This is a genomic window from Nonomuraea angiospora, from assembly GCF_014873145.1.
GTDB classification, from domain to species: domain Bacteria; phylum Actinomycetota; class Actinomycetes; order Streptosporangiales; family Streptosporangiaceae; genus Nonomuraea; species Nonomuraea angiospora.
The window spans coordinates 6718053-6741058 of the sequence record NZ_JADBEK010000001.1; the positions used below are offsets into that span (position 1 = coordinate 6718053).

The following is a 23006-nucleotide window of genomic DNA, read 5'->3' on the forward strand; positions in this document are numbered from 1 at the left end:
AGCCCTCAGCTGGCCGAGGTGTAGGTGACGAAGGTGCGCTGCTTGACGAAGGCGGTGCCGTTGAAGCAGACCACCTTGTCGACGTAGGCGTTCAAGCTGCTGACCGTCCAGAGACCGCCGAGATGGCAGTACTGGGGGCCGGGGCCGAAGCCCGTCACCTGCACGTCGTCGGGGAGTTGCCCCACCCCTGTGAACGTCACCGCCCGGTACGGGAGCGCGTCCTGCACCGTGTTGGGTCCGCCCACGTTGTTGTAGCTCCACGCGGGTGAGGGAGGGTACGGCCCGGCGGTCGTCGGGGACTCGTCCATCGTGTAGGCGAAGTATTTCGGCGGATTCGCTCCCCCGGTGATCGCCCGCTGCCGGGTGTAGGACAGGGTCCACCCGGTGTTGAGCGGGTTGGTGGTGGCGTCGTAGCAGCGCACCTCGACGACCTGTCCGGCCGCGGTCGGGGCCCAGTTGCCGACCTTGCACCGGGCGGGCTGGGCCGGATCGACCGCGGTCACCTGGAGGTCGCCGGTGGGTGTCGTGGGCAGCCCGGGCAGGGTCACCGTCCAGACCCCGGGAGGCCCCACCGACACGCTGTTCAGGCCCGCGTTGGAGTTGTACGACGAGACCACCGAGGAGCCGTCGTAGTACACGTAACCCAAGGCCCTCGGCGGGGAAACGAGCCCGCTGCTCTGCTCGTAGGCGATGGTGAACGGCACGAACACGGGGGCGCCGCCGAACTTGTAGCACTGCACCAGCACCTTCAGGTCGGGAGCGACGAACGTCCAACCGCGGACCTGGCACCAGGCGGGGGCCGGCGTGACCGCGGTCACGTGCGCCACTCCGTCCAGGAGCGGGGTGTTGGGGAACCTGACCTCGACCAGCCCCGTGGGCCCCACGGGCGAGCTGGAGACGCTGCCCGCCGTCCACAGGCCCTGATGGGCGGGCGGCGGAGGCCCCATGGCCACGTCGACGTAGGCGAACCCCCACATGTTCGGGACGGCCGCGAGGGCGCTCGTGGCGGCCGGGACGAGCCCCGCCACCGTCATGAGCGTGACTAAGAGCCGAAGGATCGTTTTCATCGCCCGTCCCTTCAGGACACGGTGCAGGGGACGCCGTTGAGCGTGAAATCGGTGGACTGGTCGTCCGACCCGCGCAAGGCGATCGTCAGGCGTGCGGCACTTGTTGTCAAACAATTGTCGGCCCGGTGACTGAACGTTTCACCGGCGAGCGTTTATGTCGCATTTTCGGCGTCGATTATTTCCCGCCGGAAATAACCAGTGGAAAGAGCGGCCGGGGGTGGTCAGCGGCTCACCTCGGGGTGAGGCGCAGGACGGCGTGGTCGCCGGAGAGGTAGGGCACTTCCAGCCGCAGGTCGTTGATGCGGGCGGACCTGCCGGGAGCCAGGGAGAGCTTGCCCTCGTCGCGGCAGCGCCCGTTGACGCAGCTGCTGGAGATGCTGACGTTCGCCCCCTCGGCCCGCAGCCCGCCGGTGAAGCCCAGGAGCGCGATCGTGACCTCGTCCGGGTCGAGCGAGCTGATGGTGAGCCGCTGCACGCCGAACCGCTTGTCGATCCGGAGCCGGTCGCCCACCCGCACCTCGACCTCACAGTCGGCGTCCTTGCACGACGCCAGGCTGCTCCCGGCGGCCGGGTGATGCCCGGTGGACGAGGGCCGGACGGAGGCGGTCGGCATGGGTGACAACGTGTCCGTCGTGGGCGGCAGCGTGTCCGTCGCCACCGACAGGGGCGTGGACGGCGCGGTACGCGAGTCGGCGCAGGCAGCGGCCAGTACGACCAGCAGAGCGGCGGCGGTGAACCGGACGACGGTCGGCATGGGGCTCCTCCAAGCGGGCACTCCTGACGTTGTGCCCGCCCGAGCTGCGAGAATAACCCTGTGTAACTACATGACCTCGGTCCGTCAGTCCCTGTACGGGATGAGGGCCCGGACGCCGAACCCGCCGCCAGGGCGGGGCCCGGCCGCCAGTTCGCCGTCGAGCATGCGTACGCGTTCCCGCAGCCCGTCCAGCCCTCGTCCGCCCGACGGCACGACGGGTGCGGCGTCGGCGGGCCCATCGGTGATCACCTCGATCACGAGGTGATCGTCGTGATGCTGGACCGTGACCGCGGTCGGCCGCCCTTTCGCGTACTTGATCGCGTTGGTGAGCGCCTCCTGCACGACCCGGTAGGCGGCCAGCTCCACGTCCACGGGCTGCGGCCGCCGGTCGCCGCGTTCGGCCAGCTCGACGGGCTGGCCGGCCAGCCGGGCCTGTTCGACCAGGTCGCCGATCCTGCCCAGGGCCGGCGCGCGGCCCGCGACCGCCGGATCGCCGGTGGCCTCCAGCACTCCGAGCAGGTACCGCAGCTCCGTCAGCGCCCGCCGGCCGGTGTCGCTGATGGCGGCGAGCCCGGCCCCGGCGCGCTCCGGCGCGCTGCCGACCAGGAACTGCGCCGCGTCGGCCTGGACGACCATGGCGGTCACATGATGGGTGACCACGTCATGCAGCTCGCGGGCGATCCGCGCCCGTTCGTCGGCCGCGGCCACCTGCGCGCTCAGGCGCCGTCGCTCGGCCTCGTCGGCCCGCCACCGGCGCATCCCGGCACCAGCCATCCAGATCACCGCCAGCGTCAGATAGAACGCGAGGAACTCCGGGAATCCGTTGGGCGACCCCAGGCCGTGCAGCACGACGACCAGCAGGGCGTAGCCCGCGGTCGACGCCGCGACGAGGCCGCGCCGGAACCGGGCCTGGTAGGCGCCGGCGGCGTACAGGGACAGATAGAGCCCGACGCCGGCGAACGTCGGCGGACAGCTCAGCGCCTGATGAAGGGCGAAGGCGGCGCCGGTGATCGCGAGGCAGGCGGCGGGCCATCGGCTCCGTACCACCAGCGGCGCGGACTGGGCCACGGCCAGCGCCACGGCCAGCGCGTCCGGCGGGCGCTCGGGCAGGTCGCCGAGCTGCGGCCCGATGGCGGACATCGTCGGCACGGTCGCCAGCAGCATGAGCGCCGCCGCGAGCGCGGTGTCCTTCACGGACAGGTGGCGGGCTCGCCACGAGTCCGACCAGACGCGGGCGGAACGGGTGGCGTTCGCGAACACCGGGCAAGCCTAACGACCCCTGCGGCGCGCGGGCAGCAGTCCGCCGCGCCGGTGCGCGCGCAGGAGCATCGGCACGGCGAGCAGCACGCTCACCAGGACGGGCACGATCGACGCCTCCAGCCCGAACTCGCCCCCGGTCAGCAGCGCCGGACCCGAGACCTCGGCGGTCAGCAGACCGGGCGACACGTGGCCGGAGACCGGGATGCCCAGCAGTCCCTCGGCGGTGTTCCAGGCGAAGTGGAGCCCGGCGACGAACCAGATGCTGCGCCGCCAGAGGTAGGCGGCGCCGAGCAGGACTCCGGCCTCGACGGCGATCGCCAGCGAGCTCCACACGGTGGCTCCCGGGTTGGCCAGGTGCATGCCGCCGAACAGCAACGCGGTGATCGCCAGCGCCACCCGGCTGCCCCACATCGCCTCCAGGGCCTGCAACGCCAGGCCGCGGAACATCAGCTCCTCGGTGACCGCCGCGCCGACCGCCGTCGCGGCCACCGCGAGCACGGCCGCCAGGAGGTTCCCGGACGACCAGGAGAACGAATAGCCGCCGGCCGCCGCGATGAGGAGCGCGCAGACGAGCACGAACCCCAGCCCGACCCCGGCGCCGGACAGCACCTCCCGCCCGGCCCCTTCTCTGGCGATCTCCGGCGTGGGCCGCCCGGCGACGAAGCGCATGACCGCCCAGTAGACGGCCACCGCGGCGACCGCGCCCACCACGGCGAGCACGGGCGCTCCGCCCCCGGCCAGCGCCGACACCACGCTGAGGCCGAGCAGCCCGATCAGCAGCCAGGTGAGGGGGAAGCGGGCGATCCTGCGCGTCCGGCCGTCGCCGGGGATTGCGGCTGGCGTGCTCATGGTGACCTCCGTTGACGTCGGCCGCGCGGTCGGCGACCTGGGGACGACGGTATGAGCGCGGCGGTGCCCGGCGAATCACCACTGAGCGGACGATTCAGGTAGCTCTCACGGGGGATGGGCCGGCGCTCCTGGCGGCGCTGATCGCGGTCGGGCCTGGCGGGCGGCTCGCTGTGCCGGCCGGGTGGCGCACCGGAACCGCGCGCAAGTCGCGGGCCCGGCGCGCCGCCTGGCCCCGGCTACTCGTCCACGATCTTCGTGTCGCCGTAGACGGGGTTCCTCGGCAGTCGCTCCTTGGTCACCATCAGCCGCACGACGCCGGCCTCCTCCGACTGGACCTCCCAGACCATCCAGTCGTCGCCGACCTCGGCCGACTGCCGCTTCGGCTCCACCCCGTAGCCGTCGTTGCCCGGCACGGGGGTGATGACCTGGAAGACGGCCTTGAGGCCGCGCCTGCGGACCTCGGCCATGACCTCGCCCACGGTCTTCCCGTCGGCCCGGTAGCCCGCCAGCATCTCGCCCTTCTTCATGGCCGAGCGCCAGTTCCGGTACTTCTCCCCCGGCCGCGCCGCCCGCCCGAGCTGGACCGAGGCCCAGCCGGTCCAGCCGCGGGCCACCTCGACGGTCATCGCGCAACCCTCGCTGCCGAGCGCGCAGCCCTCGGGCGTCGTGCCGTTGGCGATGGACTGACCGTTGTCCGCCAGCGGGCCGCTCATCCGCATGCCCGTGATCTGACCCACCTGGGTCGGGGACACCGGCACGACCTCCAGGTTCACGTTCAGGCCCACGGCCTTGAAGCCCTCGGTGTACCTGGCGTGGTCGGCGAACGGGTCCTTGATGGTGGCCACGTACGTGTCGCCGCGCAGCTCGATGTCGATGGCGGAGTTGGCGTAGGAGGAGGCGGGGCCGCGCGCGCCGAGGACGGCGGGGGCGATCACGGCGGCTGCGGCGAGCCCGGTGACGGCCACGGCGCCCACGGCCAGGCGGGCGCGCCACCTGGAGACCCGAAGACGTACGGGCTGGGTGGCAGGCCCGGTGGCAGGCCCGGCAGCGGGCGCGGCAGGCGCGGTGGCGGGTTCCTCGGAGGTGATCGCGGCGAGGAGCGCCCGCGCCCCCGCGCCGGACGCCCGGCCTGCCAGATCCTCGTCGCGGACCCTGGCGAGGTGCTGCAACTCGTTCATGCGGACTCCATGATCAGCTGGTTACCGGTCACGCCCGCCGCGGCCAGCGCCTTGGACAAGCGCTTGCGCGCCCGGTGGAGGCGGATGCGGACGGCGTTGCGTGAGCAGCCGAGGACGGTGGCGATCTGGGCCCGGTCCAGGCCCTCCCAGGCCACCAGCGAGATCAGCTCCCGGTCGTCGTCGGGCAGCTCGTCGAACGCCCGCGCAATCGCGCTCAGTTCGAGGCCGGTCTCGGGCGCGTGGGCGTAAAGGTCGGCGAGGTCGGTGTCGAGCTCCACGCTCCTGTGCCGGTGCCTGGCCTGGCCCCGGCGGTGGTTGGCCAGCACGTTCCTGGCCACTCCGTACAGCCAGAGCCTGGCCTCGTCGCCCGGTGGCAGCGCGTCCACGCGGCGCCAGGCGATCGCGAACGTCTCGGCGACCACGTCCGCCGCGTCCTCCGGCGAGTCGCAGCGGCGCGTGGCGTAGCCGAGTATGCGCTCGTACGTCTGCTGGTAGACGGCCTCGAACCGGGTCTTCCGGTCGTCATCCACAGGCGGTCCCCATGGTCGGCCTCCTCGGATCTCGGGGGTGGAACACCCCGTACATGTCTGAGGCACCATCAGCATTTCAGCCGTTTTTCGGGGGTTTTCCCATGGGGGCCGGCACGACCGGCGGCTCCTCGGGGGCCGGCGCGTCGAGTGGGTCCGGGCGCCGGGCGCGGAGCCGGCGGGACACCATGCCGGCCGCGACGGTGAGGGCGCCGCCCAGCAGGGCGAGCAGCACGGGGACGAGGGTGGCGGACCACGGCCAGGCGCTGCCCGTCAGCTTGACGTCGAGCACCGGGTACTCCAGCGTCTTGGCGGCGAACCGGGCGGTCTGCACGTCGTAGGTGCGGGCGAGGTCGCGCAGCACCGGATCGAACGCGAACTCCGGGTCGGCGTGGAGGTACTCGGGCCGCGGCCCGGCGGTGACCGCCGGGTGGCGGCGCGCCGCGTCCAGCCCCGGCACGAGGAGCCGGTCGAGGCCGGCCGCCGCCACCGTCGAGCGCGGGACGAACGTCAGGCCGTGCCTGGAGCGGATCACGCCGTCGCCGACCGCGACCGTGTGCCCGACCATGGAGTACTCGGTGTAGGAGACGAACGCGGAGGCGAGCTCCAGCTCACCGACGCCCTCGGTCAGCTGGACGCCGATGGTCGACGGCCCGGTCTGGTAGGAGGCGTTGAGCGCGACGACCACGTCCGACGGCTCCAGCGCGGCCTCGGGGATCTGCGCGGCGCGGCCGGGCACATAGTGACGCCAGTGGACCCGCTGGGCCGCCGCACGCGCGGTGTCCGCGTCGAGCAGCCGTTCGATGATCCGCAGGCCGCCCTCTACTCCGGACAGCACGCCGGCGGTGGTGATCACGTTTCCGTCGTCGACGTACCGCGTGCCGCTCGTCCACCTGACCTCGCCGAAGTCCTTGCGCAGCCCGGACAGCCGCAGCCAGTGGGAGGTGGCGGGCCTGCCGTCCAGCAGCCCGCTCGCGGCCAGCGTACGAGCGCCGGTGCAGACGCTGACGGTCAGCGCGCCGGCGGCCGACTGCTGCCGCAGCCAGGCGCCGATCGAGGCGGACTCTGCCGGGTCGGGCGGCTGCAGGGCCGGGATCACCACGGCGTCGAGGCTGTCGCCCCGCTCGCGCATCAGCCGCGTCAGCTCGTCGAACGTCAGATCCGGCACGATGTCCAGGCCACCGGTCAGGGGCACCAGCCGGGGTCCCGCCGAGACGACGTAGGTGTTCACCCGGCCGGTGCCGGCCAGCACCTCGTACGGACCGAGCAGGTCGGCCGCGTTGGCGCCCTTGCCGCCGACCAGGAAGGCCACCGTGGGCTTGGCCGGGTCATGGGCCCTGGCCAGCGGCCGGGCCGACACCGCGTCCGGGCGCGCCCGGTACATGTCGCCGAACTTGCCGATCGTGTTCACCGCGGAGACCGACGCGGGGATCAGCAGCACGGCCGGCACCACGGCCGCCCGCCTGACCCACTTCCACGGGACGCGCAGGCGGTGGTGACGGTGGAGGTACTCCTCGCGCCGCCACAGCATGGCCACGGCCATGAGGACGAACATCAGCGTGTGCCCGATCGACATCACCAGGTGGCCCGGCAACGCGCCGAACCAGTACGGGACGAGCAGCACGAGGAACGGCGCGAACATCGCCAGGCTCATCTCGCCGATGGCGGCCCGGCCGTGGCGGCGCACCCGCATCCAGACCGCCATGCCGATGGTCATGTCGGCGGCCATGATCAGCGTGCTGACCTCGAACCGGAGGTGCCCCGGCAGGACCGCGCCCCACACCAGGCCGAGCAGCAGCATCCCGAGGCTCATCGCGACGACCATCTCGATGTAGTGCCAGATGAAGCGCCCGGCCAGGCGCGCCCTTCCCGTACGTGGATCGTGAACAGTCATTGCCGGACTCCTGAACGTCGTCGATGGGGGTCGTGGCGCCCTGGCTGGCCGGAACCAGTTCAGCCCGGCGGCCGGAAGCCGGGCAAGCGGTGACCGGCCGGCCTGTCCGAATAGCCGGGCATCATGTCGCTTTGGCCTGGCTCATCCAGCTCATCGATACCGTTCTTCCATGAGCGGAGTATTCAACGTGTTCCCGGCTTCACCCGGCGACGGGGACGCGGTGGGCGAGATCCACGCCGAGTCGTGGAAAGCGGCCTATGCCGGATTCTTTCCTTCGGAGTTCTTCGACGAGGCGGTGAGCCACCGGCGCGGCAAATGGCACGGCGTGCTCGCCGAGGGCAAGGACACCATCCTGCTGGCCACCCTGGACGGGCGGCCGCTGGCGTTCTCCTACTTCGGCTCCTCACCGGAGCACCCCGGGTCGGCGGAGATCTTCGGTTTCTACGGCCACCCGGACGGCTGGGGCACCGGCATCGCGGGCGTCCTGATGGCCGCGTCCCTGGACGGGATCCGCGCGCGAGGCTTCGGGCGGATCCACCTGTGGACGCTGCGTGACACGCCCCAGTCCCGCCGCTTCTACGCCAAGAGCGGCTTCACCGAGTCCGGCGCGGTCCGCGGCCACGACTTCGGCGACGGCAACCCGATCGAGCAGATCGAGTACGAGCTGATCCTCTGAGGTGCGCGCCCCCGCTGCCCGGTAACCGACAGAACTCCTGTTACGCTTAGCGACAGATAGGTTACCTTGTGTAATTACGGGGGCTCTTGTGAAGGTCGCCTGCGTCGGTGGCGGACCCGCCAATCTGTACTTCTCCATCCTGATGAAGCGGGTGGACCCGTCCCACGACATCACCGTCTACGAGCGAAACCCGGCCGGATCGACGTACGGCTGGGGCGTGACCTACTGGGACGAGCTGCTCGGCTACCTCCTCGCCGCCGACCCCGACTCCGCGAGCGCCATCCGCGCGAACTCGGTCCACTGGGACAGCTGGGTCGCGCACATCCGCGACCGCGCGACGGTGACGGTGGATCACGGGGACGAGGGCTACGGCATCGGCCGGCACCTGCTGCTCGACATCCTCAGCGAACGGGCCCGCGCCCTCGGCGTACGCCTCGAGTACGAGCGCGAGATCACCGGCGAGCACGAGCTGCCGGAGGCCGAGCTCATCGTCGCCGGCGACGGCGTCAAGAGCACGCTGCGCGGGCGCCACGCCGACCACTACGGCCCCGAGTTCGCGGTCGGGAACAACTACTACACCTGGCTCGGCACCACCCAGATCTTCAAGGCCTTCACCTTCGCCTTCGCGGAGACCCCGCACGGCTGGATCTGGTGCTACGGCTACGGATTCAGCAGGACGCACAGCACCTGCGTCGTCGAGTGCTCCCCCGCGACCTGGCGAGGGCTCGGGCTGCACGAGGCCAACGAGGCCGACAGCCTGGCCCTCCTGGAGAAGCTCTTCTCCGAGATCCTGGACGGGCACCCGCTGATCGGCCGGGCGCACCCCGACGGCAGCTCGCACTGGCTGAACTTCCGCACCCTGACCTGCCGCACCTGGCACCGCGACAACGTCGTCCTGCTCGGGGACGCCGCGCACACCACGCACTACTCCATCGGCGCGGGCACCGCCCTCGCGCTCGGGGACGCCGCCGGCCTGGTCAACGCGCTGCACGAGGAGACCACGCTGCCGGCCGCCCTCGCCCGCTACGAGCGCGACCGCAGGGCCGCGATCCTGGGCACCCAGAAGAGCGCCCGCCGCAGCGCCCAGTGGTACGAGAACCTGCCGCGCTACATCGACCTGCCGCCGGGGCAGATGTTCACGCTGCTCGGCCACCGGCACTCGGCGCTGCTCCCCCACCTGCCGCCGAAGCTGTTCTACGTGATCAGCCAGCTGGTCGAGCCGCTGCCCGGGCTCGTGTCCTGGCTGGCCTCGAAGGTCACGCGCACCCCGGGCTGAGCGACCGGCCGAGCGGGCGCACGTCAGCCGGCGCCGATCCGGTGCCGGAAGACCCAGTACGTCCAGCCCTGGTAGAGCAGCACCAGCGGCAGGAAGATCACCGCGACCCAGGTCATGAGGCCGAGCGTCTTCGGGGTCGCGGCCGCGTTGACGACGGTCAGGCTGTAGGCCGGGTCGATCGTCGAGGGCAGGACGTCGGGATGGAGGACCGCGAACAGGCTGATCACGGTCAGTCCGATGGCGACCGCCGACAGCAGGAACGCCCAGCCCTGGCGGCCCCGGCCCACGGCCACCAGCGAGAGCACGAAGGAGACGACGGCCAGGGCCGCCAGGACGGCCGTGGCCAGGCTCCCGCCGTGGAGCTGCGTCCAGGCCAGGAAGACCACCACGAGCACGGCCGCGACGACGCCCGTGCGCACCGCCACCGCGACCGCGCGCCGGCTGATCTCCCCGGTGCTCTTCAGCGCCAGGAACACGGCCCCGTGCGTGGCGAACAGCGCCAGCGTCGTCAGCCCGCCGAACAGCGCGTACGGGTTGAGCAGGTCCGCCACCGTGCCCACGTACTCGTGGCGGGAGTCGAGCCGCAGGCCCCGCACGATGTTGGCGAAGGCGACGCCCCACAGCAGCGCGGGCACGAACGAGCCGGCCACGATGCCCGCGTCCCACCGCCACCGCCAGGTCGGGGAGTCGCGTTTGCCGCGGAACTCGAAGGCCACCCCGCGCACGATCAGCGTCACCAGGATCACCAGCAGCGGCAGGTAGAACGCGCTGAACAGCGAGGCGTACCACTCGGGAAAGGCGGCGAACGTGGCCGCTCCCGCGGTGATCAGCCACACCTCGTTGCCGTCCCAGACGGGTTCGATGGTCTCGATCATCGCGCGGCGTTCCGCGTCGTTACCGGCGACGACGGGCAGCAGCATGCCTACGCCGAAGTCGAACCCCTCCAGGACGAAATAGCCGAGCCAGAGCACGGCGATCGCCACGAACCAGACCTCGGTCAGCTCCATGCCGCGATCTCTCCCCTAGTAGGCGGGCGACGGCTCGCCTGGCTCGGTGACGTCGTCGGACGGCGGTGCCATCCGGCCGTACTTGATCATGAGGCCCGCCTCCACCACGGCCAGCACGCCGTACAGGAGGGTGAAGACGATCAGCGAGGTGAGCACGGTGCCCACCCCGACGCTGGGCGAGACGCCGTGGACGGTCTTCATCCGGCTGAAGACGATCCACGGCTGCCTGGCCGTCTCGGTGAAGACCCACCCGAAGCTGTGCGCGAGGAAGGGCAGCACGACGGACCACACGGCGGCCCGCCAGATCCAGCCCTTGCCGCGTAGGCGCCCGCCGCGGGTCAGCCAGAGCAGGACGAGCGCCACCAGCCCCGCGAGCATGCCGAAGCCGATCATCAGCCGGAAGGACCAGTAGGCGAGCGGGATGTAGGGGCGGTAGTCGCCCGGGCCGAACCTGCGCTGGTACTCCCTCTGGACGTCGTTGACGCCCTGCACCTTGCCGTCGAACGAGCCGGTGGCCAGCTGTGACAGCAGGCCCGGGACCTCCAGCGCGAAGAGCGGCCTCGTGCCGTCGAGCGTCCCGATGGTGAACAGGGAGAACGGCGCCGGCTGCCGGGTGTCGTAGAGCGCCTCGGCGGCGGCCATCTTCATCGGCTGCGTCTGCGTCATGATCTTGCCGAGGACGTCGCCGGAAATGAGGGTGCCGGCGGCCCCCACCAGCACCGCGACCGCGCCGAGCCGCAGGGACGGGCGGAAGACGTCAGCGTCCCGCTTCCTGGCCAGGTGCCAGGCGGAGACGGCCATGAGGATCACCCCGCCGGCCAGCCAGCAGCCCAGGATGGTGTGCGGGAAGGTGGCCAGCAGGACCTTGTTGGTCAGCACGGCCCCGAAGTCGGCCAGCTCCGCCCGCCGGTGGACGGTGACGCCCACCGGCCACTGCATGAACGAGTTGGCGGCCAGGATGAAGTAGGCGGACACCATGCTGCCGATCGCGACCGTCCAGATGCACGCGAGGTGGACCAGCTTGGGCAGCCGGTCCCAGCCGAACATCCACAGCGCCAGGAACGTCGACTCCAGGAAGAACGCCAGCAGCGCCTCCAGCGCCAGCGGGGCGCCGAAGACGTCACCGACGAACCTGGAGTAGGAGCTCCAGTTCATCCCGAACTGGAACTCCTGCACGATTCCCGTCACCACGCCCATGGCGAAGTTGATCAGGAAGAGCGTGCCCCAGAACTTGGTGGCGCGCAGGTAGGCCGGGTTGCCGGTGCGCACCCAGGCCGTGTTGAGGATCGCCACCAGCACCGACAGCCCGATCGTGACCGGCACGAACAGGAAGTGGTACACCGTGGTGATCCCGAACTGCCAGCGCGCGAGATCCACGGTGTCCATGTTCCAACGTTAAGTGCCCGATCGGGCACTCCAGGTTACGACACGCTCGAATGGAGAGCCACGGGACGAGGCCGTTCGCAGGTGCTCGCGACGGTCACCGCCGTGCCCGAGCCCGCCGCGGCCAGCAGCGACTCCATGACGTCGAGCACGTGGAAGGCCAGCGAGCCGCCCGCGCGCAGCTCCTTGTCCGCCGGGGTCGCCGCGAAGTCGATCAGCCCCACCCCGCGCCCGGCCCCGATGTAGCCGGCCGACTCGGGAAGCTCCTGCCAGCCGTCCTTACCGGAGATCAGGACCTGGCCGTCGAAGCGGTTCGGGTCGGGCACGACGAGCGAGCCCTTCTCACCGTGCACCTCGATGTTGGGCGCCTTGGTCGCCACCCCGTCGAAGCTCATCACCAGCGTGGACAGCGCACCCGAGGCGTGCACCAGCACTCCGGTGACGTGGGTGTCCACCAGGACCGGGATCTCCTCCCCCTGGCGGGGGCCCGAGCCGATGGTGCGCTTGGGCCGCGTGCGGCTGGCCGCGCCGATGACGCTCGCCACCGGTCCGAGCAGCGTCACCAGGCTGCTGATGTAGTACGGCCCCATGTCCAGGAGCGGGCCGCCGCCGGGCACGTAGTAGAAGTCGGGGTTCGGATGCCAGCGTTCGTGACCGGGGGTCATCATCGTCGCGGTCGCCGCGATCGGCCTGCCGATCAGGCCGTCGTCGATCGCGTTGCGCGCGGTCTGCGTACCCGTGCCCAGCACCGTGTCGGGCGCGCACCCCACGCGCACGCGAGCGGCGGCGGCCGCCTCGAGCACGCGGGCGGCGTCCGCGCTCGTCGCGGCAAGGGGCTTCTCGCAGTAGACGTCCTTGCCGGCCGCTATGGCCTGCAAGGCCACCTCGGCGTGGGCGGCGGGAACGGTGAGGTTGAGCACGACGTCCACGCGCGGGTCCGCCATCAGCTCCGCCACGCCCAGCACGTCGACCCCCTCGTAGGGGCGCACCGCCTCGCGGGCCCGGTCGAGGTCGAGATCGGCCACGGCCACCAGCCGCAGCTGCGGCAACCGGTCGATGGTCTGGAAGTACTGGGCCGAGATCGCCCCGCACCCCACGACGCCGACGTTCACCGGCTGGCCCACAACATTCCCCTTTCGATGATGGTGCGCACGCTGTCGTGCTGCAGGACGTCGAGGCTGTGCCCGGGGGTGGTGACGAAGATCTTCCCGTTCCCCCACCGGCGGGTCCAGATCGCCGGCGAGGTGACCTCCCGGTGCCAGGGGTCCCACGGGCGGACCTTCTGCGTGGTCGTCGCCAGCACGTCGATGTAGTCGTCGGTCAGGACCCAGTACTGCTCGGTGACGAGGTCGAAGTCCGCGATGCCCTCGGTGATGGGGTGCGTGGCCGCCTCGGGCAGCATGTTGACGGTGTACGGCACGAAGTTGTCGGCCTGCGAGCCTTCCCGCTCGGCCGGTTCCTTGCCGGGATGGCAGGCGAACTGCCCGCCGATGAGATGCAGGTAGTCGGAGGAGTTGCGGTAGGAGTCGGCGATGCCGCCGTGCCAGCCGGCCATCCCGGTGCCCGCGCGGATGGCGGCCTCCAGTCCGATCAGCTCCTCCCTCTCGATCGTGCCCATCGTGTAGCACTGCACGATGAGGTCGATGCCGGACATGAACGCGGAGTCCGCGTACGGCGCAGGAGACTCCGCCCGATGCACCTCGAACCCCTGCTTCTCGAGGAAGGGCACGAAGAGCTCAGTGGCCTCGACCGGGGCGTGCCCTTCCCAGCCACCGCGCACCACCAGCGCCTTCCTGCCGTGTTCGTCTGCCATGCTCCCGCCTATCACTTAAGGGACAAACGACTCTGATAGTCGCATTTCATGCCTAACTATCTGAAGAGGTGTCCAGCATCTGATGCATGAAGGCTACGGATCAGGGCAGCGCTGTCCGGGCGGATCCCCCGGCGCCGGCTTACACGTGGCTTAGTCCGTCGGGGTTCTAATCGGACAAACCCGATGTGGAGGACAAGGTGCCACCAACTGACCAACCACACGAGGAACTGTCATCCCAACCGGACGGGCCGCGCAGGCGCGTCCCACGATCGCTGATCGTCGCCGCCGCCGTCGCGCTGGCGACGACGGGCGGGGTCGGAGCCGCCTCGGCGGCGTCGGGAACGACGCCGACGGGCTCGCCGACCCCCACGCCGACGATCAGCGAGACGCCCACCGAGACACCGACCACGACACCGACCGGAACACCGACCGACCCGCCGACCGACACACCCACGGACACGCCCACGGACACGCCCACGGACACGCCCACGGACACGCCCACGACGGCGCCTCCTGACATAGCGCCGATCAACCCGTGGGGGTTCGTCGGGACCATGCACGGCGAGTTCAAGGTGGCGACGAAGGACGGCTGCGGCACCGTGACCCTGTTCGCCCAGACCGGGCAGGCGACCGCCGTCGCGGAGGACTCGATCACCGTGCGCAGCCAGGACGGCTTCGAGCGCACGTACGCGATCGACGACAACACGCACACCATCGCCGGACGCCGCGGCAACAGCGCGGTCAAGCAGGACGACTGGGTGTCGGTGACCGCGACCGGTGCCGACCAGACGGCTACGACCGCCCCCGGTGCCGACCAGACGGCCCAGACGGCCACGGCCGCCACCGTCTACGACCTGTCGCGGCCCGTCAAGCGGATCTGGTCGTACAAGGGCTGGAAGCAGGCATGGCAGTGGCAGGGCCCGCCTGCGTGGCAGACCCCGACCGCGTGCCCGACGCCGACCACGACACCGACCACGACACCGACCGACACCCCGACAGAGACCCCGACAGAGACACCGACGGAAACGCCCACCGAGACCCCGACGCCCGATCCGTCGTCGTCAGTCTCGGAGACCCCGACCCCGACGCCCACGCCGACCTCCTGATCGGCCGGTAGCGCCGTCTTCGTCCCGAGCGGCTCCCCTCTCACTCGGGCGTCGAACGGCGTGCCACCTCTCCTCCCGCAGGCTGACCGGTCTCTCGTCCGGCCGGCGGTCAGAGGGCGAGGTGAACCCGGTACTCCCTGAGCCACGCGTCGAGCTGCAGCAGCCGCTCCAGCGAGGCGCGGGCGGCGAGGAAGCTGGACTCGCCCACGGGGCGGTCGATGAGCGCACGCGCCTTGTCCAGGTCGAGCAGCTGGGCGCAGGGCGTGTCGCGCTCGACCAGGGCGCGGGCCTCCTCGCGCAGGGCCTGCTCGTAGGCGGGGTCCTGCGTGGACGGGTAGGGGCTCTTGACCCGCTGGAGCACCGACTCCGGCAGCAGGCCGGCGGCGGCCGCGCGCAGCAGGCTCTTCTCCCGCCCGTCGAAGGTCTTCATCGCCCAGGGGGCGTTGAAGACGTACTCCACCAGCCGGTGGTCGCAGAACGGCACCCGGACCTCCAGCCCGACGGCCATGCTCATCCGGTCCTTGCGGTCGAGCAGGATCTGTACGAACCGGGTCAGGTGCAGATAGCTGATCTGGCGCATGCGCCGCTCGTGCCCCTCCTCGCCGGGCAGCTCGGGCACCTCGGCCATGGCCTGGCGGTAGCTCGCGTCCTGGTAGCCGGAGACGTCGAGCTTGCGCTCCAGCTCCTCCTTGAACAGCTGCTCCACCCCCAGCCGGTCGGTGAGGCCGCCGATGAACCACGGGAAGGTGTCGGCCCCCACCGCCGCCGGGTCGTGGAACCACCGGTAGCCGCCGAACACCTCGTCGGCCGACTCCCCGGACAGCGCCACCGTGGAGTGCCCCCTGATCGCCTCGAACAGCAGGTAGAGCGAGCTGTCCATGTCGCCGATGCCGATCGGCAGGTCGCGGGCGCGCAGCACGGCGGCCCGCACGGCCGGGTTCATCAGCTCCCGCGAGTCGAGCACGATGTCGGTGTGCTCGGCGTCGATGTGCCCGGCCACCTCGTGGACGTACGGCGCGTCGGGCGTCGAACGGGTCGGATCGGGCTTGAAGTTCTCGGTGTAGCCGGCGAAGTCCACGGCGAACGAGCGGACCCTCCCCAGGCCCTGCTCCGCCAGGCCCCTGGCGGCGAGCGCGGTGATGGTGCTGGAATCGAGGCCGCCCGACAGCAGCGCGCACAGCGGCACGTCGCTGATGAGCTGGCGGTGGACGATGTCCTCCAGCAGGTCGCGCACCGTCTTGACCGTGGAGTCCACGTTGTCCCGGTGCTCGTGGGACTCCAGCTGCCAGTAGCGGCGCTTGCTGCACCCGTCGCGGTTCACCCGGATGAGCTGGCCGGGGCGCACCTCGTACATGCCCTTGAAGATGCCGTGCTCCGGCGTCTTGACGTACGCGACCAGCTCGCGGAGCCCGTCGGCGTCGAGCACCCGGTGGGCGAGCGGGTTGGCGAGGATCGCCTTGGGCTCCGAGCCGAACAGCACGCCATGGGAGGTCGGGTAGTAGTACAGCGGCTTGATCCCCATGCGGTCGCGGACCAGCAGCAGCTCATCGCGCTCGGCGTCCCAGACGGCGAAGGCGTACATGCCGTTCAGGCGGGCGGCCAGGTCCTCGCCCCACTCGAGGTAGGCGCGCAGGACGACCTCGGTGTCGCTCTGGGTGCGGAAGCGGTGCCCGCGGGCGGCCAGCTCCGCGCGCAGCTCGCGGTAGTTGTACACCTCGCCGCTGTACGTCAGGACGGCCGGGTCCCGCCCGTCGTCGGCGGCGACCATCGGCTGCCGGCCGCCGGGGAGGTCGATGATGGCCAGCCTCCGGTGACCGATGGCGGCGTGCGGCGCCATCCAGAGCCCCTGGTCGTCGGGGCCGCGGCAGGCCATCGTGTCCGTCATGGCCTGCGCGGCGGCCCTCTCGTCCAGCAGGTCCCGCTCGAAGTCAACCCAGCCGCAGATGCCGCACATTGCCCGGCTCCTCCCGATTTCTCCGACGTCCCCCTGATGCCCTGGCCAGGGGGGTTATCACGCCGGGGCGCGCCCGCGGCCCGGCAGGCGCCACTCCGGATGAAAGGATCGAAGCGTTTTCGTATGACCGAAAGGCACATGAGATGGCTCCGAACATCGCCACCGCCCGCCACGTCGACCTGCCCGAGCTGCTCGAGTTCCTCCGCCCTCGGCACCACGGCCTGCTCTCGACCACCCGCAAGGACGGCCGGCCGCAGCTCTCACCCGTCAGCTGCGGGGTCGACGAGGACGGCCGGATCGTGGTCTCCACCTATCCCGACCGGGTCAAGGCCCGCAACGCCCGCCGCGACGAGAGGGTGTCCATCTGCGTGTTGTCCGACGACTGGAACGGCCCGTACGTCCAGGTCGACGGGCACGCGGAGGTGCTGGACATGCCCGACGCCCTCGAAGCCCTGGTCGAGTACTACCGGTGCATCGCCGGCGAGCACCCCGACTGGGACGAGTACCGGGACGCCATGCGGCGCCAGGACAAGTCGCTGATCCGCATCCACATCGACCGCTGGGGCCCCATCGCGACCGGCGGCTTCCCCGCCCGCCTGATCTCGGAGTGACACCCGCCCCGGCCTTGGTCGCCGGGGCGCCACATGGGCCGCCGCGCCGGCCCGGTCCCCGACCAGCGCCTCCTCCGCGGCCCGCGGGCCAGGCAGGCGATCACGCGCCACGCCGTGGACGTCGCGTCGCTGGAGGGGCTCAACGGGCTCAGCATCGGCCGGCCGGCCACCGACCTCGGGCTCAGCAAGAGCGGGGTCGCGACGCTCTTCGGGACGAAGGAGAAGCTGCAGCTCGCCACCGCCGCCGCGGCGCGCGAGGCGTTCCGCGAGGCCGTCGTCCGGCCCACTTCGGACGTGCCGCCGCGTCGTCGAGGGATTCGCCGGCACACGATCGCCCTCCTCCTGACCTGGGCTTTACTAAAGGAACGAATAAAAGACGGCAAAAATCCCCAAATCTCTCTCGTCCGGAATAGAGGGCCCGCGCCGTGGATAGGGACATATAAGGAATTAGCGTCCTGCTAGGAGGGATCATGGCCGTCACCCAGCCGCGAGGGCGCACGACCGCCGGACCCGATGGGAATGGCAGCAAGCGGTTCAGTCTGGACCTGCCGATGCTCGGCATCCAGGTCCGGCAGCCCGAAATGCGGATGCCGCACATAGAAATGCCGAACATCGAGATGCCACGCATCCAGATGCCCAACATCCCGATGCCGCATGTCAGCAAGCAGGAGCTCGGCCACTACGTCGACGTCGCCCGGACGTTCCTCCCTCCGCCCGAACGCATGGCCTATTACGGAGCGCTCGGCGCGCTCGCCGCCGTCGGAGTGCTCGAATGGCCCGTCGCGGCCGCCATCGGCGCCGGGACGATGCTGGCGCGGCGGGGACTGCCGCGGACCTCGTTCGGGAGGCCGCGCGCGGCCACCACGCCGGCCAGGGAGCCCGAGGCCCGGGAGACCACGACCCCGAGCAGGCGGACCACGACCGGGACGACCAAGCGGGCCACGACCGCCACCCGGCGCGGCGCGGCCGGCACCACGACCGGCACGACCACCGGCAGGCGCAGGGCCGCCACGACCGGCGCCGCCGGCGGCACGACCGAGGGCGCCACCGGAACGACCGGCGGCACCACCCGGCGCACCGCCGCCAAGCCGTCGACCGGCGGCACGACCGGCAAGAGCACCACGAGAAGCACCACGAGGAGCACCGCGCGCAAGCCGGCCGCCACCTCCGGCGCCACCACCAGGAAGACCACCTCGACTTCGAGCTCGACAAGCAGGCGAAAGAGCACCGCGCCGAGCGGGTGACCACGACGCCGTAGACGGGAGACCACATGGCGTTGTTCGGCCTGCTCAACGCCGGCACGTTGCTGAACATGTTCCCGGAGCCGGTGCGGAGCGTCCTCCCGCGCTCCCGCCGGGTTCAGCCGTGTCCGGGCGGAGCTCGTATCGAGTTGCGCAACATCGGCGGCCCGCGCACCCAGCGGAGCGCCCGCGAACTGGAAGACCGCCTCAGAGCGGTGGGGGTGCCGCGCGCCGAGGTGAACGGGGCGCTCGGCTGCGTCTTCGTGGCCTGCGACGTCACGACGGACGACATGGACAAGCTCGTGGCCGTCGTGGAGGAGTTCGACGAGGCCGAAGCCGAGGCCGGGGACGACGCCCCCGCCCTCGCCCAGGACGGCGTGGAGCAGCAGGACCGCTCCGTGGTCAGCCTCGGCCTGCACCTGGCCGGCACCGGGCTCGCCCTGGCCGGCCGGCTGGCCGGCGTCCCGCGCCTGTCCACGGCCGTGCCCGGTCTCCTCACGCTGGCCGAGCACACCCCGCTGGTACGCAGGGAGCTGGAGGAGCGCATCGGCAAGCCCGGCGCGGACGCGCTGATCGCGGCGACCCGGGTCGTCTCCCACACGCTGGCCATGCGGCCCATGTCCCTGGTGATCGACTCGGTCGCCGCGGCCGGCCGGTACATCGACTCGCGTGCCGGGCTCAAGGCGTGGGAACGGCGCGAGGAGCAGTTCGCGGCCGTGACCGGGGCGTACCGCCACACCAGGGCCGCCACGCCGCCGCGCCCTGGCCGGCTCCCCCGCGGGCCTGTGGAGCGCTACGCCGACGCCGCCAGCGCGGTGTCGCTGGCCGGGCTCGGCCTGACCACGCTGCTCAGCAGCGACCGCGAGCGGGGGCTGTCCGTGCTGATCGCCGGCATCCCCAAGGCCGCGAACCTCGGCAGGGAGGCCTTCGCCAGCGCCGTCGCGCGCGGCCTCGCCGGGCGCGAAATGATCGTGCTCAACCGGAACGTCCTCGTCCGCATGGATCGCATCGACACCGTGGTCCTCGACGCCGCCCTGCTCACCACGGGCGCATGGGCGATCGACGACGTGACCTCGCTCGACCCCGACGTGGACAGGGACGAGCTCTACACCCGGCTCTACGCGCTGATCGACCTCGCCGACCCTTCGGCCCGGCGCGAGCGCGACGGGTGGAGCGTCGAGCCCCATGAGGCGCAGGACGGCACGGCCGTCATGGTCAAGCGCGACGGGACCCCGATCGCCGTGGTCCGCCTGGTCCCCGAGCTGCATCCGCTCGCCGAGGAGCTGGTCGCGGCGGCGCGGGGCACCTGCGAGGTGGTCCTGGCCGGCGGGGAGCCCGCCCTCGCCCATCGGCTGCGCGTGGACCGCGTGGTCCAGAACGGGCCGCGGCTGGGCGCGTCGGTACGGGCGCTGCAGTCGGAGGGCCACGCCGTGGCCGTGGTCTCGCAGCGCGGGCGCAGCGGGCTGCGCCAGGCCGACCTGGGCATCGGGGTGCTCGAAGGGGCGCGGCGGGTCCCCTGGGACGCCGACGTGATGGGCGGGCTCGAAGGCGCGCACCTGCTGCTGCAGTGCCTGCCGGCGGCCAGGAAGGCCAGCGTCCGCGGGGTGCTCGTGGCGGCGGCCGGCTCGGTCGCCAGCACCGGCCTGGCCTTCCTCGGCCCGGCCACGGTCGCCGTCGGACGCGCCGCCCTGGCCCGCGACTGCACCGCGCTGGCCGCTCTCACGGTCGGCGAGTGGATGGGGCGCAGCGCCGGGAGCCGGCCCGCGCCGGTCCTCGCCGACCACACGCCCTGGCACGCCATGGCGGCCCGCGACGTCCTGGCCAGGCTCGACACCTCGCCCGACGGGCTGAGCGAGGCGGAGGCCGCGCGCCGCAGGACGGGCCCGGCGCAGCCCGCGGCGGCCGGCCCCGAATCCCTGCTCAGCGCGAGCCTGCACGAGCTGGCCAACCCGCTGAGCCCGGTCCTGGCCGCGGGCGCGGGCGTGTCGGCCGGGCTCGGCTCCGCGCTGGACGCCGTGCTCATCTGCGGCGTGATGGTGGTGGACGCCGTGCTCGGCGGCGCTCAGCGGCGCAACGTCGCGCGGGCGCTGCACCGCCTCACCGAGACCACCGCCATCCGGGTACGGATCCGCCGTCCCACGGGCTCCGTGGCGGGCTTCGCCGACGACCTGGTGCCCGGGGACGTGATCGAGCTGCGCGCCGGCGACGCCGTACCGGCCGACGGGCGGCTGATCCAGGCGGCCGGGCTGGAGATCGACGAGTCCACCCTCACCGGCGAGTCGCAGCTCGTCACCAAGACGGACACGCCGACCGCGGCGCCCGCCGTCGCGGACCGCACCTCGATGGTCTACGAGGGCACGACCGTCGCGGCGGGCCACGGGTTCGCCGTGGTCGTGGCCACCGGAGCGGCCACCGAGGCGGGCAGGACGGCCAGGCTCAGCCAGGAGGGCCCGCCACCGAGCGGGGTCGAGCTGCGCCTGCGCACGCTGAGCCGCCGGATCCTCCCGGCGGCTCTCGGTTCCGGCCTGCTCCTGATGGCCGTCGAGCTGGTACGCGGCTCGCCGCTGTCGCAGGCGCTCGCCCCGGCGGTGAGCATGATGGTGGCGGCGGTCCCCGAGGGGCTGCCGTTCGTCGCCACCGCGGCCGAGCTGGCCTCGGCCAAGCGGCTGTCGGCCCACAACACGCTGGTGCGCAACCCGTCCACGATCGAGGCGCTGGGCCGCGTGGACGTGCTCTGCTTCGACAAGACCGGAACGCTCACCGAAGGCCACATCAGCCTGCGGCGCGTGTCGGACGGCAGGGTCGAGCAGTCGGTGGAGGAGGCCACGCCGCGGCTGCGGGCCATCGTGGGCGCGGCGCTGCGCGCGGGGCCCAGGTTCGAGGGCGGGCGGGCCATCCCGCACCCCACGGACCGCGCGATCGTGGAGGGCGCCGGCAAGCTCGGCGTCACCCCGAGGTACGGGCTGCGTACGTGGCACCGCGTGGACGAGCTGCCCTTCGAGCCGGCCCGCGGCTACCACGCCGTACTCGGCCGGTCGGAGGCGGGACAGCTGCTGAGCGTCAAGGGCGCTCCCGAGATCGTGCTCACCAGCTCCACGACCATCGCCGTCGACGGGGAGCGCGTGCCGCTGGACGACCGGATGAGGCGGCAGCTCGAAGAAGAGGTGGACCGGCTCGCCCTGCGGGGCTACCGCGTGCTGGCCGTCGCCGAGCGGCCCGCCTCCAGCCGCGCCGACCTCGACGAGTCGCGCATCGAGAGCCTGTGCTTCCTGGGGTTCCTGGGGCTGGCGGACCCGGTGCGCCCGACGGCGAAGAGCAGCGTGGAGGACCTGGCGCGGGCCGGCGTACGGGTCGCCATGCTCACCGGCGACCACCCCAGCACGGCGGAGGCCATCGCCGCGGAGATCGGCGCGCTGAACGGCCTGCGCGTCATGACCGGCCCGGAGCTGGAGCAGCTGGACGACGACGCGCTGGCCGAGGCGCTGCCGAAGGTGGCGGTGTTCGCCCGGGTCACGCCCGAGCACAAGGCCCGGATCGTCACCTGCTGGCGCAAGGCCGGCAAGGTCGTGGCCGTGACCGGCGACGGCGCCAACGACGTGCCCGCGATCCGGCTCGCCGACGTCGGCGTCGCCCTCGGGTCGCGCGCCGCACCGGCCACCAGGGCCGCCGCGGACATCGTCGTGGTGGACGACCGCATCGAGACCATCATCGACGCGATCGTCGAGGGCCGGGCCATGTGGACCTCGGTGCGCGACGCGCTGGGCATCCTGCTCGGCGGCAATGTCGGGGAGATCGCCTTCACCCTCGGCTCCAGCCTGCTCACCGGGCGCAGCGCGCTCAACGCCCGCCAGCTGCTGCTGGTCAACCTGCTCACCGACATGCTGCCCGCGATGGCGGTGGCCATCAGGCCGCCGAGCGCCGCGAGCCCGGAGAAGCTGCTGGCCGAGGGCCCGGAGGCGTCGCTGGGCGCGGCGCTGACCAGGGACATCTACCTGCGCGCCGTCACCACGGCCGTGGCGGCGGGCGCGGCCTGGGTGCTGGCTCGGATGACCGGCACCCGGGGCCGGGCCGATACGGTGGGGCTCATCGGCCTGGTGGGGGCGCAGTTGCTGCAGACCCTGGCGCTGGGCGGCGGGGATCGCACGGTGGTGCTCGCCTCGGTGTCGTCCCTGGCGGCGCTGGGCGTGATCGTCTCCGTGCCCGGCCTCAGCCAGCTCTTCGGCTGCCAGCCCGTAGGGCCGCTGGCGTGGGCGATCGCGCTCGGGTGCGCCGGGGCCACGACCTGGCTGGCGACCATGATCGAGCAGTCGAACGGTGAGGGATAGTCACCTGGTGTTCACCCTATAGACATCCGGATCCTCACCGTATATACATCTTTCTACCCAAATATGACTTGAAGCGTAGTTTCGA

General features: G+C 71.9%; 19 protein-coding genes. 7 read left to right on the forward strand and 12 right to left on the reverse strand.

Annotated features, from left to right (window positions below; all coding sequences use genetic code 11):
- Positions 1-5 precede the first annotated feature (5 nt).
- The 7 genes from H4W80_RS30340 to H4W80_RS30370 form a co-directional block, all read right to left on the reverse strand.
- The gene (locus H4W80_RS30340) at positions 6-1067 is read right to left on the reverse strand and encodes a hypothetical protein (protein ID WP_192788205.1); all 1062 of its coding nucleotides are present in this window, start codon (positions 1065-1067) and stop codon (positions 6-8) included.
- A gap of 229 nt (positions 1068-1296) precedes the next feature.
- Positions 1297-1821, reverse strand: coding sequence for a hypothetical protein (locus H4W80_RS30345; RefSeq protein ID WP_192788206.1), 525 nt, complete (start codon positions 1819-1821; stop codon positions 1297-1299).
- An 84-nt stretch (positions 1822-1905) separates the two neighbouring features.
- Positions 1906-3081 carry a sensor histidine kinase gene (locus tag H4W80_RS30350; RefSeq protein WP_318787134.1) on the reverse strand — a complete coding sequence of 392 codons (1176 nt, stop codon included), beginning with the start codon at positions 3079-3081 and terminating at the stop codon, positions 1906-1908.
- A 9-nt stretch (positions 3082-3090) separates the two neighbouring features.
- Positions 3091-3930 carry a CPBP family intramembrane glutamic endopeptidase gene (locus tag H4W80_RS30355; RefSeq protein WP_192788207.1) on the reverse strand — a complete coding sequence of 280 codons (840 nt, stop codon included), beginning with the start codon at positions 3928-3930 and terminating at the stop codon, positions 3091-3093.
- 236 nt (positions 3931-4166) lie between these two features.
- A complete protein-coding gene (locus H4W80_RS30360; protein WP_192788208.1) occupies positions 4167-5108 on the reverse strand; it encodes a hypothetical protein in 942 nt (313 codons plus the stop codon).
- The gene (locus H4W80_RS30365; protein WP_192788209.1) at positions 5105-5638 is read right to left on the reverse strand and encodes an RNA polymerase sigma factor; all 534 of its coding nucleotides are present in this window, start codon (positions 5636-5638) and stop codon (positions 5105-5107) included. Before H4W80_RS30365 ends, H4W80_RS30360 begins: the two co-directional genes overlap by 4 nt.
- Before the next feature lie 76 nt (positions 5639-5714).
- Entirely contained in the window at positions 5715-7529 is a 1815-nt protein-coding gene (locus tag H4W80_RS30370; RefSeq protein ID WP_192788210.1) for a DJ-1/PfpI family protein, read from the reverse strand.
- Positions 7530-7698: 169 nt separating this feature from the next.
- Between H4W80_RS30370 and H4W80_RS30375 the strand changes: the two genes are divergently transcribed.
- On the forward strand, positions 7699-8205 hold the full coding sequence (locus H4W80_RS30375) for a GNAT family N-acetyltransferase (RefSeq protein ID WP_192788211.1): 507 nt from the start codon (positions 7699-7701) through the stop codon (positions 8203-8205).
- Between the two features lie 88 nt (positions 8206-8293).
- Positions 8294-9481 (forward strand): FAD-dependent monooxygenase, encoded by a 1188-nt coding sequence (locus H4W80_RS30380; protein WP_192788212.1) that lies wholly within the window; start codon positions 8294-8296, stop codon positions 9479-9481.
- Positions 9482-9504: 23 nt separating this feature from the next.
- Here H4W80_RS30380 and cydB read toward each other — a convergent pair whose 3' ends face one another.
- The 4 genes from cydB to H4W80_RS30400 are packed head-to-tail and all read right to left on the reverse strand — an operon-like array spanning position 9505 to position 13684.
- Entirely contained in the window at positions 9505-10488 is a 984-nt protein-coding gene (gene cydB, locus H4W80_RS30385; RefSeq protein ID WP_192788213.1) for a cytochrome d ubiquinol oxidase subunit II, read from the reverse strand.
- A 15-nt stretch (positions 10489-10503) separates the two neighbouring features.
- A complete protein-coding gene (locus H4W80_RS30390) occupies positions 10504-11874 on the reverse strand; it encodes a cytochrome ubiquinol oxidase subunit I (protein WP_192788214.1) in 1371 nt (456 codons plus the stop codon).
- 35 nt (positions 11875-11909) lie between these two features.
- Positions 11910-12995, reverse strand: coding sequence for a Gfo/Idh/MocA family protein (locus tag H4W80_RS30395; RefSeq protein ID WP_192788215.1), 1086 nt, complete (start codon positions 12993-12995; stop codon positions 11910-11912).
- Positions 12980-13684 carry a ThuA domain-containing protein gene (locus H4W80_RS30400; RefSeq protein ID WP_192788216.1) on the reverse strand — a complete coding sequence of 235 codons (705 nt, stop codon included), beginning with the start codon at positions 13682-13684 and terminating at the stop codon, positions 12980-12982. The genes H4W80_RS30395 and H4W80_RS30400 overlap by 16 nt, the downstream gene beginning before the upstream one ends.
- Positions 13685-13881: 197 nt before the next feature.
- Here H4W80_RS30400 and H4W80_RS30405 point away from each other — a divergent pair, with 197 nt between their 5' ends.
- Positions 13882-14790, forward strand: coding sequence for a hypothetical protein (locus H4W80_RS30405; protein ID WP_192788217.1), 909 nt, complete (start codon positions 13882-13884; stop codon positions 14788-14790).
- Positions 14791-14899: 109 nt separating this feature from the next.
- Here H4W80_RS30405 and asnB read toward each other — a convergent pair whose 3' ends face one another.
- Positions 14900-16744 carry an asparagine synthase (glutamine-hydrolyzing) gene (gene asnB, locus H4W80_RS30410; protein ID WP_192788218.1) on the reverse strand — a complete coding sequence of 615 codons (1845 nt, stop codon included), beginning with the start codon at positions 16742-16744 and terminating at the stop codon, positions 14900-14902.
- Positions 16745-16887: 143 nt separating this feature from the next.
- On the opposite strand from asnB, the gene H4W80_RS30415 reads away from it, so the two are divergent.
- From H4W80_RS30415 to H4W80_RS30430, 4 genes are all read left to right on the forward strand, one after another.
- Entirely contained in the window at positions 16888-17355 is a 468-nt protein-coding gene (locus H4W80_RS30415; RefSeq protein WP_192788219.1) for a PPOX class F420-dependent oxidoreductase, read from the forward strand.
- Between the two features lie 114 nt (positions 17356-17469).
- Complete coding sequence (locus H4W80_RS61245) at positions 17470-17817, forward strand: hypothetical protein (RefSeq protein ID WP_225963745.1); 348 nt, start codon at positions 17470-17472, stop codon at positions 17815-17817.
- An 8-nt stretch (positions 17818-17825) separates the two neighbouring features.
- The gene (locus tag H4W80_RS30425; protein WP_192788220.1) at positions 17826-18599 is read left to right on the forward strand and encodes a hypothetical protein; all 774 of its coding nucleotides are present in this window, start codon (positions 17826-17828) and stop codon (positions 18597-18599) included.
- Between the two features lie 26 nt (positions 18600-18625).
- Positions 18626-22921: a cation-translocating P-type ATPase gene (locus H4W80_RS30430; RefSeq protein WP_192788221.1), complete on the forward strand. Its 4296-nt coding sequence runs from the start codon at positions 18626-18628 to the stop codon at positions 22919-22921.
- The last annotated feature ends 85 nt before the right edge of the window (positions 22922-23006 follow it).

Coding starts and splice junctions, on each gene's coding strand:
- H4W80_RS30340 (WP_192788205.1), bottom strand. CDS start 1,067: ATGAAAACGATCCTTCGGCTCTTAGTCACGCTCATGACGGTGGCGGGG.
- H4W80_RS30345 (WP_192788206.1), bottom strand. CDS start 1,821: ATGCCGACCGTCGTCCGGTTCACCGCCGCCGCTCTGCTGGTCGTACTG.
- H4W80_RS30355 (WP_192788207.1), bottom strand. CDS start 3,930: ATGAGCACGCCAGCCGCAATCCCCGGCGACGGCCGGACGCGCAGGATC.
- H4W80_RS30360 (WP_192788208.1), bottom strand. CDS start 5,108: ATGAACGAGTTGCAGCACCTCGCCAGGGTCCGCGACGAGGATCTGGCA.
- H4W80_RS30370 (WP_192788210.1), bottom strand. CDS start 7,529: ATGACTGTTCACGATCCACGTACGGGAAGGGCGCGCCTGGCCGGGCGC.
- H4W80_RS30375 (WP_192788211.1), top strand. CDS start 7,699: ATGAGCGGAGTATTCAACGTGTTCCCGGCTTCACCCGGCGACGGGGAC.
- cydB (WP_192788213.1), bottom strand. CDS start 10,488: ATGGAGCTGACCGAGGTCTGGTTCGTGGCGATCGCCGTGCTCTGGCTC.
- H4W80_RS30390 (WP_192788214.1), bottom strand. CDS start 11,874: ATGGACACCGTGGATCTCGCGCGCTGGCAGTTCGGGATCACCACGGTG.
- H4W80_RS30400 (WP_192788216.1), bottom strand. CDS start 13,684: ATGGCAGACGAACACGGCAGGAAGGCGCTGGTGGTGCGCGGTGGCTGG.
- asnB (WP_192788218.1), bottom strand. CDS start 16,744: ATGTGCGGCATCTGCGGCTGGGTTGACTTCGAGCGGGACCTGCTGGAC.
- H4W80_RS30415 (WP_192788219.1), top strand. CDS start 16,888: ATGGCTCCGAACATCGCCACCGCCCGCCACGTCGACCTGCCCGAGCTG.
- H4W80_RS30425 (WP_192788220.1), top strand. CDS start 17,826: ATGGCCGTCACCCAGCCGCGAGGGCGCACGACCGCCGGACCCGATGGG.
- H4W80_RS30430 (WP_192788221.1), top strand. CDS start 18,626: ATGGCGTTGTTCGGCCTGCTCAACGCCGGCACGTTGCTGAACATGTTC.